Consider the following 12,498-nt stretch of genomic DNA (forward strand, 5'->3'; position numbering starts at 1 on the left):
ACCCTTATAGTTTGTTAATAATATAGCAACTTAAATAAAAATTAAAGAGAAAATATTCAATGATAATTATTCTCAATCAATAATTTTTATTATAATTATTGTCCATTTTAGCTGAAAAGGCTATAATAAGTGATATTATGTATGGAATGAAAGTATTTTGATTCTTATGTCATGGTTTTATACAAATAGGTTTGAACTTTTGGCATGGTGGTTTTAATATTTATATTCTATAGTTATATTGAATAAAAAATAAAAGTAGATTGAATTTTTAGCAAGGCCTGTTAAGAATTTTATCCACCATGACGAATCAGCATGTTTTAAACGTGCCTTTTCATGGTGGATTTTTTTATTTTTCAGCAATATCAGCAATAACAACTCGTGATACATGTTTCTTCATCTATCTTAGTGTAGAAATTGGATACATCGGGAAATGACATTATAACAAGACCATTTTTTAAATGAACAAGACATTCAACATAAAAAACTCGCAGTCCTATTCTCGGTTTATCCCCAGTATTAACCTGTTGCCAAAAAAGTCTCTAAGATCAAAAGGAGGAAATCACCTTGACTAAAATTAACATTAATGGCCAATCGTATAATGTAGCAGAGGGAGCTACAATACTTGATACCATTAATCAAAATGGCATCGCCCACCCACAAATTTGTCATGTACCATCTGTTGACCCTATCAAAACTTGTGATACATGTATCGTTGAAGTAAACGGACAGTTAGTTCGCTCTTGTTCAACAAAAGCTATAGACGGCATGGATATCCAACTTACTTCTGATAAAGCGAAAGCTGCACAAACGGAAGCGATGGATCGTCTATTAGAAAACCACCTGCTGTATTGTACAGTTTGTGATAATAACAACGGTAATTGTACATTACATAACACAGCAGAATTAATGGAAATCGAACATCAAAAATATCCTTATCAACCAAAAGTTGAACCTCACGAAGTAGACATGTCGCACCCATTTTATCGATACGATCCAAACCAATGTATCGCATGTGGACAATGTGTAGAGGTTTGTCAAAACTTACAAGTTAACGAAACATTATCTCTTGACTGGGAAGCGGAAAGACCAAAAGTAGTATGGGATGAAGGCGTTGCCATTAACGATTCTTCATGTGTAGGCTGTGGGCAATGTGTTACCGTTTGTCCATGTAACGCATTAATGGAAAAATCAATGCTTGGTGAAGCTGGTTTTATGACTGGGCTTAAGCAAGATACATTAGATCCGATGATTAATTTAATTAAGGAAGTTGAGCCTGGTTATAGCGGTATCTTCGCTGTTTCTGAAGTCGAGGCTGCTATGCGTAGTAAACGGACGAAGAAAACAAAAACAGTTTGTACTTTCTGTGGCGTAGGTTGTTCGTTCGAAGTTTGGACAAAAGACCGCAAAATTTTAAAAGTGCAACCTTCTGACGGTCCTGTAAATGCAATTTCTACTTGTGTAAAAGGAAAATTCGGTTGGGACTTCATCAACTCTGAAGAACGAATTACAAAACCATTAATTCGTAAAAATGATGCATTTGTTGAATCTTCATGGGATGAAGCTCTTGACTTAATTGCTACTAAACTAGGTGGCATTCAAAAAGAACACGGTTCTGGTTCTGTCGGCTTTATTTCTTCTTCAAAAATTACAAATGAAGAAAACTACTTAATTCAAAAAATGGCACGTCAATTATTTGAAACAAACGACGTTGATAACTGCTCACGCTATTGTCAATCTCCAGCTACAGATGGCCTACTACGCACAGTTGGTATAGGTGGCGACGCTGGAACGATCAAAGATATCGCAAAAGCCGGCCTTGTTATTATTGTTGGGGCTAACCCTGCAGAAGGTCACCCTGTTTTAGCTACTCGTGTAAAACGTGCACATAAGTTACACGGTCAAAAATTAATTGTTGCCGACGTTCGTAAACATGAAATGGCTGAGCGTTCTGATATTTTCATGCGCCCAAAACAAGGAACAGACCAAGTATGGTTAATGGCCGTTACAAAATATATGATCGATCAAGGTTGGCATGATGAAGCCTTCATTAAAGAGAACGTGCACTTCTTTGATGATTTTAAAGATGTACTTGAAACATACACATTAGAATATGCAGAAAAAGAAACGGGCATTTCAAAAGAAACGTTGATAAATGTTGCTGAAATGATTCGTGATGCTGACGGTACATGTGTACTTTGGGGTATGGGTGTCACACAAAATACAGGTGGCTCATATACATCAGCTGCAATTTCTAACCTACTTCTAGCTACTGGTAACTATCGTCGTCCAGGTGCAGGTGCCTACCCTCTTCGTGGTCACAACAATGTTCAAGGTGCTTGTGATATGGGTACACTACCAAATCTATTACCAGGTAATCAAAAAGTAATAGACGACGAAGCACGTAAGAAATTTGAGGAAGCATATGGTGTGAATATCAAACCTGAACCAGGTCGTACGAATATGGCAATGTTAGATGCTATCATGGAAGGTAAAATGAAAGCAATGTATTTAGTTGGGGAAGATATGGCACTTGTAGATTGCGATGCTAACCATGTAGATAAAGTACTTTCACAATTAGACTTCTTTGTTGTACAAGATTGCTTCCTTTCACGTACAGCACAATATGCGGATGTTATTTTACCAGCAGCACCTTCTCTTGAAAAAGAAGGTACTTTCACGAATACAGAGCGTCGTGTACAACGACTATATCAAGTATTACCAACACTTGGTGAATCAAAAGCCGATTGGGAAATCCTTCAATTAGTAGCACGTCGCCTAGGTGCTGACTGGAATTACAGTCACCCAAGTGAAATCTTTGCTGAAATGGCTAGTCTTGCTCCATTCTTCTCGCAAGCGAACTATGATGTATTAGAAAATTGGGGTAGCTTCTGTTGGGGTAGCCATGATGGTAAAGACACACCATTACTATATGAAGATGGTTTTAACTTCCCTGACAAAAAAGCTCGTTTTGCTTTAAATGATTGGATCAGACCGGTTGAATATGAAGCGCAATATGATTGCCATATTAACAATGGCCGTATGCTTGAACACTTCCATGAAGGTAATATGACAAATAAATCAAAAGGTATTCAATCGAAAGTACCTGAAATTTTTGTTGAAGTATCACCAGAATTAGCAAAAGAACGTGGCATTGAAGATGGAGCTCTTCTTCGTTTAGTGTCTCCTCAAGGCGCATTAAAATTAAATGCCCTAGTAACAGATCGCGTACAAGGAAATGAACTTTTCTTACCTATGAACTCTGTTAGCAAAGATTCGGCGATTAATTTCTTAACAGGGCCAGCTGGAGACATCAATACATCGACACCTGCATACAAACAAACAAAAGTACGTGTAGAAGTATTGAAACAAAAAGGAAAATCTCCACTTCCTAGAACAAACCCGCGCTATAAAAAACGTCATCCACAAAATGGTGTTGAGGTAGAACGCAAATGGAATCGTCCTGGCTACGTTCACTTAACAACTAACGAAAGGGAGTGAGTTCATGGCAGCACCAATTACGACAATTCAAAAAGCGCAAAAAACAGAAGAACAATTAAAGGAAGAAAAGCTAGACAATTTAAAGCAACTTCTTTCTGAAAATGAAGAAATGGTTAACCAGGTCTTTACAATCATGGCAGAACTAAATGATATTGGAGCACTAGAAGCAGCTACGAAACTACTAGAAGCAAAAGAAGAGGTTACCCATATTGCTCTTGGACAATTAACTCGTAAGCCTGTTACGAATATCATCAACAACTTAATGGGTGTTGCGGGAGCATTAACCGAGCTGAACCCAGAAACAACAACAAAGCTAATTGAAGGCTTAAATTCTGGCTTAGATGAAGCAAACAAAGCTGTTGAATCTGATGAAAAAGTTAGTGCCTTTAAGCTGTTCAAAATGCTAAACGACCCTGATGTTAATCGTGCTGTAAATTTTGGCGCTCACTTCTTAAAAGGGCTTGGCAAAGGCCTAAAATAGGAGGATGGTTATATGCTAACGAACGAGCACATTTTAAAAACTTTGCAGAAAGTTGATGACCCAGAGCTTCATAAAAGCATTGTTGACTTGAATATGGTACGTAATATTCAAGTCAATGGTACGCATATCTCACTTGATATTATCTTAACTATTCAAGGTTGTCCTTTAAAAGCCAAAATCCAACAAGATGTTGAAGAAGCGTTGAAAGCGATCGGCGCAACAAATGTCTCCATTACATTTGGTTCTATGACAGATGACGAACGTCGTAGTTTAACAGCTTCTTTAAAATCAAAAAAAGTTACGGATAAAGGTATGCCTACAATGCTTCTACCCGATTCTGGTGTCAAATTTATTGCAATTACTAGTGGTAAAGGGGGCGTCGGTAAGTCTACTGTGACGATTAACTTAGCAGTGGCCCTTGCCCGTCTTGGTAAACGTGTAGGTATTTTAGATGCCGACATATATGGATTTAGTATTCCAGCTATGATGAAGATTCATCAAAAACCAACGATGCTTGACCAAACAGCTATTCCAGTAATAAGTCATGGTGTAAAAATCATGTCGATGGGTTTTTTCACAAACGAAAACCAACCTGTCATGTGGCGTGGTCCAATGCTTAACAAATGGATTCGCAATTTCCTTGTTAATACACATTGGGATGAATTAGACTATCTCCTCATAGATTTACCACCTGGTACAGGAGATGTTGCCATTGATATGGCGGCAATGATTCCACAAGCACAAGAAATTATTGTCACAACACCGCACCTTGCAGCTTCCCATGTTGCTTCTCGTGCAGGTTTGATGGCTCAACATACGAAACACTCGATTCTTGGTGTTGTTGAAAACATGGCTTACTTTGAAAATTCGAATGGTGAAAAGAACTATCTATTCGGTCAAGGTGGCGCCGAAAAATTGGCAGATGAGCTTCAAACAAGTATCATTGCTCAAGTTCCATTTGCGCAACCTGAGGAAAATACAGGCTCTTCTGTTTACGACGAAGACTCCATCATCGGTGAGGTATTTACCCACCTTGCAGAAGATTTAATGTATCAATAAAGTGGACTTTTTCAGCAGTAGGCGTTTTCTTCATCCCCTACTGCTGAATTAGCCTAAACTAATCAGGCTTTTACAGGCAGTTAATCTTCCGCCTAAGGGCATGATAAAACCTAAAAATCCTTGTCTCGCTTTTAACACGAGACAAGGATTTTTTAATGGAGCCATGTTCAACTTTGAAACACTCCCTACTATTTGGTTCAATAGCCAGCCTTCTTTAAAACTTGCATAAAATAAAAACGGTACGTATTTTTAACGAAAGAATCTAAAGGCAGTCCAACATTTAATTGATACTTAGTAAAAATAAAATAAAAACGCTTATCCCATTTTAATCTTAATAATTCCCCAGCATCTTCACCGTATTTCTCTGTAAACTCCTCAATTAAAGGTTCAATCATATAGTAGCAATAGTCTTTTAAGTTTGCGAGAGCCTCTATATCTTTTTCCTTTTGAAAACGTGTAATCCAATCTACTAATTGTTCATTCATTTTAAAATCCATCTTTCTATCTTGAGTTTCTTCCTATTATATTATACCTCTTTTTATAAGTTTTCTCTTCTCTCGTTTCTTAGACATTTGGATTGATAAAGTCATTAACTAAATTTGAAAAAAGCCTTGCATAAGCAAGGCTTTTTATTAGGACTTTACTTTTTATTTAACTTCTTTCCATAAAGACAATGCAAAAATCCAATTTGGATCTCCATATCCTTGATAGCTTTGAACCGCTTCATATACTTTACCTTGGTGCTCTACTTTATCACCTTTTGTATATGCCTTATATGAACTCCATTGCTCATAAGACGCCCCTTGCTCTTTTGTAGTCACAGTTAAAACGGAACTTTTAATAGATTCATTTCCAGCTGCATCAACAGCAGTGACTGCATACTTATAAGTTGTATTAGCTTGTAGATTCATGTCCATAAAAGATGTAGTTTTAGATGTTCCAACTGCAGTCATTTGCCCTACTGGTGTTTCTCGGTAGATAACATAATGGTCAACTGCTACATTATCCTCTGATGCACTCCACATTAAGTCTACACTTGATGATGTTACTGCCATCGTATGTAGTGTAGTTGGTTGCGTTGGTGCTTCCGTATCTGGAGTTGCTTTCATTGTCTCTACAAATGTAGATTCACTTTCTTTAGAAACATTTCCAGCGGCATCCACTGCCTTTATTGTATATGTATATTTTGTTTCCGCTTTTAAATTTTTATCTGTGAATGTAGTTCCCGCTACATTTCCAACTACTTTACCATCACGGAATACTTGATATTCTTTTACACCTACATTGTCTGTAGAAGGATTCCATTTTAGTTCAGCGCTGTTAGAAGTAACTTTCGTTGCTTGTAATCCATTTGGTTGAGATGGAGCTTCCTTATCTATATCCACATTATTAACCAAATTAACATCAATGACATTGTAGAAAGCATTTGTAGTATCAGCTACATCCCAAACAGCTAAAATAACGTGGTAGCCACTACGGTCCGTTGGTACGTTAATTGTATGCGTTAAATTATTTGATGCAGCAGAACCATTATGTTCAACAGTTCCAATTGGCTCAAGATCAGCGCGAGTTAATGGCTTATTAGAATCCCAGCCCTTTTTCGTAATATAATAGTGCCATTTGCTTGTTAAATGTGCTGCAGTGTACTTCCATGTAAAGGTATTCGGTCCACCAGTAATCGTATTTTTAAACCAGCGATTTGCAGTTTGCTGATCGAGGATGCCACCAAACTTACCACCTGCAGATGCAATTTGTCCATCAATTGGTCCACCTTGTGGGAATCCTTTTGGTGCCTCTAGACTTTGTGGCTCATACATAATGCTTCCACAACTCAAGTTAAGCGCGCCATAATTTTGGCTACATAAAGCGGAGCGGCTAGCTGGTTTCTCAACAAACCCATGGGCCGATGCATTTGGTGCCATTGTAACCCCCATGATTCCAGCTGCTAAAATGGCAGCACTTATCCCCTTTGTACTCTTACTTAGTTTTGTGAATTTAATGTTCATATTACTAATCTCCTTACTTTTAAAATTGTGTTACTACTGGTATGATAGCTATGAATTTATTAATAAGCAAACTATGCATAAACATGATAAAGGGTGTATTATGTTAGTATGTTTTTTCTTGAAATACGTAGATAAATAGTGCTAAATATAATAAATATCTTATCATTTTGTTATATTCTATTTGAAAGTGCTATGAATTTTAACAAAACGTTCATAAAGTGTTCAAGTTAAATTTGTCATTTTTACGATTTCAACAAAGAAATAAAGACTAAAAAACAGCTCATGCTTCTTAGGCATGAGCTGTTTTCACAAGAAGTACTTTCAATTTCAAGCTGACTCTTTTGCTTCTTTACTATCTATCTAAAATATATATAAACTATTAGTAATATGATTAGCAATATTTTTATTTATTCTTTACCTATTTGAACGAAGAAAACTACGCCTTATTCTAATTTGCGAGCCCTTTATTATATTCAACCCACTTTTCCATTTCTCTCTCCACAGCTCGATTTTGCCATTCAAACCAAATACCCGAACATTCACTACAATGACTGTCTACCCCACTTTTATTATGCGTATCTTTACGTGTAAATAAAGTTTTTTTACGACAGCTGTAGCAGTAAACTTCATTCTCTTTATCAAATTCCATACCTATCAACTCCAACATTTTTACCCTATTTCTTTCCGTTTTTTATATAAATTATTCTAATTTACAAAAGAATCTTTCTGAAGGAAGAATGATAGTAACAAATGGTTTAGTGAGAACATCTCTAATTATATGTGAATAATTCCTTCATTGAATTACACGTGCAATTCTGTTCATTTAGCGACGAAACGCTGTCCATGATCAGATAACGTAGCCTAACGATATTAAACTTCTGTCAGCTTTATTTAGAAAGATAATTGATATGTTGTACGGCTGTTCCGCCAAAACCGTTTTGAAATAGGTTTTTACTATTCAACTAAAGTTGGAGGTTAATGGATGTATCATTATACTATGTGATAAGATTTGTATATTATACAATTTTATACTATAAGGTTTTTCAATTATAGGAGGTATGATATATTAAAGCTAACCTTAACTTAACCCTCCCTACAGTAGTCAGTCGCGACCTGCCACATAAAACTTCTGTGCTACCATAGCAGTACTTATACGCATGTTCTGCTATCCTGATTTAGTTCTGCAACCTTTTGAATGATTGCTTAGCTACCTGTCTCATTGTAGCAAGCTCAGTTTTATGCAATAATAACAAACCACTTACTCTGCCTAGTACCTTTGAACGATTCATGTATTCTGCTTTGAGCTTTAGGTTTCTAATTAATAGTTTTCACCAACACAAAAAAGCACACCAAATTAATGATGTGCCTATACATTACTCTTGAATCGTAGTTAAAATTCCATCTTCAAAATACAAATATTTATAATTATCATAAACCCATTGTTCATTAATACTATTAGATGTTGTAGTACGGTTAACATCCTTTGGTTTACCCCATTTAGATTCCAAAACTTCTTCCTTTCTCATCCCAATATAAATATCACTTTTTTGATTTTCTTCATAATAATACCCCCACATATTGTGGAAAATTCCAACAACTCCTTCTTTATATTCAAATTCTTCATTTATTTCAGCACTCATTCTCCCTGTATAATTCGGGTTTACATTTTGCGCCAATTCTTCTTTCGCTTCAAATGATTCATAACCATAATTATTCTGTTTTAATAATGCATAATAGTATAAAGCATTACCGTCCTCACTATGTTGTATCAGTTCTTTTTCTTTATACAAACTTATCGCCGCTCCATACCTCCCTTTTTTCACCATTTTTTCCATTCTATCCAAATATTGTTTCGTTTCCTCCGTCTCAACTCTCGCCATTATTTTAAGTAATATAGATTTATTTTCCTCGCTAATATGTTCTGATTCCTCAATGAAGTCAATAGATTCATATTGACTTAATGTTATATAAGATTCCAATAAAGCTGGTACTGCCAAATTAAGATTCTTAATTGCAAGTTCTCTTAGAGTATCTATGTAATCATTTCCTTCTTCAAACTCGCTATAATATCTTACTAATTCTTTATCATCAGAAAGCTTATTTAAAACATCCTCTGATTCTTCTATCACTCTAATGACTGTTTCAACATTTTTTGCTACATCAATTTCATCCATAGATTCTTTATAGTTACTATAAATAGATTTTTTCATTTCGAAAGCATATTCTCTCTCTTCTTTTTTTCTTTCTATTTTGCTTGAGATAAATAGATATGAAAAAAATCCACTTATTAGAAAAAATGTTATTGTTACTACTATGATAATTTTTTTGTGTTTACTGTTTGCTAGCATAATAATACCACCCATTCAAAATACTGTAATTAATATATTACACTAATAAATAGTTATTATGATAGAAAATCTTTATTTTTTTCTTTTAGCCACTTACCTGAATTTGATTGATGTGTTTGGTTGTCAGTGTGGCAAAAATAAGGAAAGTCGTCAGATATTATTCGGTGGCATTTCGCAATATTGTTATAGTACGGAGAAAAATTAGTAACGCAAAACTGACGCAAGTTAAGAATTATAGTAATATACGACCAACAACTGCAGATTCAGACATTCGAGACAGCCAATTATCCGATTCAACGATTCTTGATGCGTTTACAGTACTGAATATATTAACCATCCGAGTTTAAAAATTAAAGCGAAAATTTCCGAGGGCAAAATAAATTTATAAGGAAAGCTAACTTATTACTCTCTTAAATCAATTTTCCATAAAAACTCATTTGAAATTTTCTGTACAATTTTCAATATTTCATCCTCCAAAGCACCATCAGAGTTATCTGGAAAGTCAATCTCAATTAAATTTATCTCAGTAAATTCATCAGCAGAATCATACGCATAATTACCTTGTAAATTAGCATTCATTCCTCTAATTATTATACCTGAGCCACTTAACCCCTCAGTAAACAGCAATGTACTTAGTTTAGTGCAATTCATATTTAATATTAAAAAATTTTCAATGACATCAGTTTTAATAAATGAAGCAAATTTATCTGAATGAATACTTTTGTAATCGTACATACACATCCCCCTAATTGAAGATATTTAGGTATTCGATAATCATCTTACTTATTCCTTTATCTTATCGAACTATCATGCCCCTGTAGTTGATTTTAGTCGTGACTATTCCGTAGTGCGTTTGATGATATATCCTTCAAATTCATCTTCCAATAACTTAACAAATTCAGAAGGTTTCATTTCCGAAGCTCCTGCTAATAGAAATATCGTTGTTATTGTCAGTTGTTTGATATTTCTTTCTAGCATACTGATGTATGCTCTATCCAAACTGCTTCTATGTGCTAATTCTTCTTGTAATAGTTTTAGATATTTACGAACTCGTTTTAATGCTGCATCAATTGTTATATTTTCAAATTCATTCAAAGTATAAATCTCTTTTTAAATTAATTACAATAGTATGGTGGGTGATAAGACATTACGGTTTACAAAATGGATTAAAATTGAAATTTTCATACTAATATAGTAGTAAATGTAGTAAACTAACTTAGTAGACCAAAGTATTAGTTTTTGGAGGAATCAAAATTGCAGGAAAACCAAGTCAATGTTGTGAAAGTAAATAATCAATACAATAAGTTCATAATATTAATTTTATGCTTATTCACTCTTGTTGGTTGTACTAATCAAGAAACTACAAAAAAGTTAGAAGAAAAAGAAGAATCAATTGAAACAAAGCAAACAGAAGAAATATCAGTTGAAGATCAAAAGCGTCAAGAAAAAGCTAAAAATATTGAAAAAAATATGATCAAGCTTATAGATGAAGAAAGTTACTTAGATGTAATTTCCTATTATAAAGAGTCGTTTATTCAAAGTCCTGATTTAGAAATCAGACCAACAGATAAAACGATTGAACTTTATAATCTTGCCGTTCAAAGGTATTATGAAAAAATGGAAACGTTTGGTACCTTTGGTTACGAAATTTTAACTTTAGATAATGGAGATTTAAGTGAAAATGTTAAATCATTTATATATCAAAAATTTTCAACAGATATAGAAGAACTTGAAGCATCTATAAAAAAAGAAAAAGCTGAAAATCTTGAAAGATATGCAAACGATAAAGCAGAACGGGAAGCGCAAGAAGAAGCTAGGAGAATTGAGGAAGCTAAAAATCGTATTTACATAGGAATGACAAAAGAGCAAGTTCTCGATACCAATTGGGGAGAACCCGACGACATTAACCGAACAATTACTGCTAGTCATCAATCAGAGCAATGGGTGTATTCAGATTACGGGAAATATTTGTATTTTGAAGATGGAATATTGGTAACAATACAAGATTAGGATTCAAGATTTACCATATTATTAAAATAAAAAAGATAGAGTGACCTGCTCTATCTTTTTTTATCTGTCCTGTCAGAAGTCCCCAGTCATGTTACGCTTAACGAAGCCATGACAATTTGATTGACTGCTTCAACGGAACATCATTGAGCAGAGCCATTTTTCACCTTTTAGATAAATTTCTTTAGCAGGAATTAACTATATCACAAACCCAAAACCTTACTTCATAAATACTGATTCTTAGTATTAGATACTTTACCAAAGTGAATTTTCTAAGTTCGGTCTGCTATTTATTTGTGTACAATCATTACGTTCATAAAGCCAGTTATAAAACGGTACTGATCGTTCTCTTTTTGGTGTTTCTTCTATCATATGATGATTTACTAGACCTAGTCCTTAATTGCTCTACAGCTTTACGATATGCCCCTACAAATACAGCTCGTAATGTACTAGTAATTGTTACTGTACCGTTCGCAATCTCACGGATAATGTTAGCTATAACGTCTTTAGCGTTCACAAAATCACGTATATCGTTCATTTTTGTGGCCAGTCAAATGAACAATCAGAGAAAAAATTTCTATAATAAGAAAGGTATGAATGAATTCAAGAAATTAATATTAGCTGTAACAAATGAAGGTGGCAATAAATTATTACGAAAAACACTAGATGCATTGGAGATCGAACATATTTATATTCATGGTTTACGCCATACTCATGCCAGTGTTTTGATTTACAAAGGTGCTAATATTTATGCTGTTTCAAAACGTATTGGACAATCTGATATTCAAACAACACTTGATCATTATTCGCATGTATGAAAAGAGATGGAAGAACGAGATAAAGAAATAGCAATCAATGTTTATTCATCTTAATTTTTTTGTTTACCTAAAATAGATTTTATATGTTATTCAATGCGATTTTTAATATTTATCAAAATATAAAAAAAAACGCTCAAAACCTAGTATTCATAAGGCTTTAAGCGTTTTTCTTTTTGGTTGAAAATCAACCTTTTTTTTGTTAAAGACGTCCCAGGAGGGATTCGAACCCCCGACCGACGGCTTAGAAGGCTGTGGTTATATTATTCCTTACTTTTATACAC

Annotated in this window: 12 protein-coding genes; 5 read left to right on the forward strand and 7 right to left on the reverse strand. The window is 34.5% G+C overall.

What is annotated here, in order from left to right; genetic code table 11:
* The first annotated feature begins 564 nt into the window (after nucleotides 1-564).
* From fdhF to AC3WSK_RS18095, 3 genes are read left to right on the forward strand one after another with little or no spacing between them, the layout of a single operon-like run.
* On the forward strand, nucleotides 565-3,498 hold the full coding sequence (gene fdhF, locus AC3WSK_RS18085) for a formate dehydrogenase subunit alpha (protein ID WP_492413077.1): 2,934 nt from the start codon (nucleotides 565-567) through the stop codon (nucleotides 3,496-3,498).
* 4 nt (nucleotides 3,499-3,502) lie between these two features.
* Nucleotides 3,503-3,979: a helical membrane plugin domain-containing protein gene (locus AC3WSK_RS18090; protein WP_079563074.1), complete on the forward strand. Its 477-nt coding sequence runs from the start codon at nucleotides 3,503-3,505 to the stop codon at nucleotides 3,977-3,979.
* A 12-nt stretch (nucleotides 3,980-3,991) separates the two neighbouring features.
* Nucleotides 3,992-5,038, forward strand: a complete 1,047-nt coding sequence (locus AC3WSK_RS18095; RefSeq protein WP_492413075.1) for an Mrp/NBP35 family ATP-binding protein — start codon at nucleotides 3,992-3,994, stop codon at nucleotides 5,036-5,038.
* A gap of 197 nt (nucleotides 5,039-5,235) precedes the next feature.
* On the opposite strand, the gene AC3WSK_RS18100 is transcribed toward AC3WSK_RS18095, so the two are convergent.
* The 6 genes from AC3WSK_RS18100 to AC3WSK_RS18125 form a co-directional block, all read right to left on the reverse strand.
* Nucleotides 5,236-5,523, reverse strand: a complete 288-nt coding sequence (locus AC3WSK_RS18100) for a hypothetical protein (RefSeq protein WP_049667586.1) — start codon at nucleotides 5,521-5,523, stop codon at nucleotides 5,236-5,238.
* Between the two features lie 162 nt (nucleotides 5,524-5,685).
* Complete coding sequence (locus AC3WSK_RS18105) at nucleotides 5,686-7,044, reverse strand: lytic polysaccharide monooxygenase (protein ID WP_079563072.1); 1,359 nt, start codon at nucleotides 7,042-7,044, stop codon at nucleotides 5,686-5,688.
* 448 nt (nucleotides 7,045-7,492) lie between these two features.
* Nucleotides 7,493-7,693 (reverse strand): hypothetical protein, encoded by a 201-nt coding sequence (locus tag AC3WSK_RS18110; RefSeq protein WP_079563071.1) that lies wholly within the window; start codon nucleotides 7,691-7,693, stop codon nucleotides 7,493-7,495.
* A gap of 724 nt (nucleotides 7,694-8,417) precedes the next feature.
* Nucleotides 8,418-9,392 carry a hypothetical protein gene (locus AC3WSK_RS18115; protein WP_079563070.1) on the reverse strand — a complete coding sequence of 325 codons (975 nt, stop codon included), beginning with the start codon at nucleotides 9,390-9,392 and terminating at the stop codon, nucleotides 8,418-8,420.
* Between the two features lie 402 nt (nucleotides 9,393-9,794).
* Complete coding sequence (locus tag AC3WSK_RS18120) at nucleotides 9,795-10,127, reverse strand: hypothetical protein (protein ID WP_492413072.1); 333 nt, start codon at nucleotides 10,125-10,127, stop codon at nucleotides 9,795-9,797.
* A 102-nt stretch (nucleotides 10,128-10,229) separates the two neighbouring features.
* Nucleotides 10,230-10,487, reverse strand: a complete 258-nt coding sequence (locus AC3WSK_RS18125; protein ID WP_240518349.1) for a helix-turn-helix domain-containing protein — start codon at nucleotides 10,485-10,487, stop codon at nucleotides 10,230-10,232.
* Nucleotides 10,488-10,646: 159 nt separating this feature from the next.
* Between AC3WSK_RS18125 and AC3WSK_RS18130 the strand changes: the two genes are divergently transcribed.
* Nucleotides 10,647-11,402 (forward strand): hypothetical protein, encoded by a 756-nt coding sequence (locus AC3WSK_RS18130; RefSeq protein WP_492413070.1) that lies wholly within the window; start codon nucleotides 10,647-10,649, stop codon nucleotides 11,400-11,402.
* Nucleotides 11,403-11,724: 322 nt separating this feature from the next.
* On the opposite strand, the gene AC3WSK_RS18135 is transcribed toward AC3WSK_RS18130, so the two are convergent.
* Nucleotides 11,725-11,937 carry a hypothetical protein gene (locus AC3WSK_RS18135; RefSeq protein WP_427484214.1) on the reverse strand — a complete coding sequence of 71 codons (213 nt, stop codon included), beginning with the start codon at nucleotides 11,935-11,937 and terminating at the stop codon, nucleotides 11,725-11,727.
* A gap of 16 nt (nucleotides 11,938-11,953) precedes the next feature.
* Here AC3WSK_RS18135 and AC3WSK_RS18140 point away from each other — a divergent pair, with 16 nt between their 5' ends.
* Complete coding sequence (locus tag AC3WSK_RS18140) at nucleotides 11,954-12,217, forward strand: tyrosine-type recombinase/integrase (protein ID WP_427484215.1); 264 nt, start codon at nucleotides 11,954-11,956, stop codon at nucleotides 12,215-12,217.
* The last annotated feature ends 281 nt before the right edge of the window (nucleotides 12,218-12,498 follow it).

The sequence above is a fragment of the Lysinibacillus sp. EB271-A1-10B genome, assembly GCF_058791335.1.

Coding starts and splice junctions, on each gene's coding strand:
- AC3WSK_RS18090 (WP_079563074.1), top strand. CDS start 3,503: ATGGCAGCACCAATTACGACAATTCAAAAAGCGCAAAAAACAGAAGAA.
- AC3WSK_RS18095 (WP_492413075.1), top strand. CDS start 3,992: ATGCTAACGAACGAGCACATTTTAAAAACTTTGCAGAAAGTTGATGAC.
- AC3WSK_RS18100 (WP_049667586.1), bottom strand. CDS start 5,523: ATGAATGAACAATTAGTAGATTGGATTACACGTTTTCAAAAGGAAAAA.
- AC3WSK_RS18105 (WP_079563072.1), bottom strand. CDS start 7,044: ATGAACATTAAATTCACAAAACTAAGTAAGAGTACAAAGGGGATAAGT.
- AC3WSK_RS18110 (WP_079563071.1), bottom strand. CDS start 7,693: ATGGAATTTGATAAAGAGAATGAAGTTTACTGCTACAGCTGTCGTAAA.
- AC3WSK_RS18115 (WP_079563070.1), bottom strand. CDS start 9,392: ATGCTAGCAAACAGTAAACACAAAAAAATTATCATAGTAGTAACAATA.
- AC3WSK_RS18120 (WP_492413072.1), bottom strand. CDS start 10,127: ATGTACGATTACAAAAGTATTCATTCAGATAAATTTGCTTCATTTATT.
- AC3WSK_RS18135 (WP_427484214.1), bottom strand. CDS start 11,937: ATGAACGATATACGTGATTTTGTGAACGCTAAAGACGTTATAGCTAAC.
- AC3WSK_RS18140 (WP_427484215.1), top strand. CDS start 11,954: ATGAACAATCAGAGAAAAAATTTCTATAATAAGAAAGGTATGAATGAA.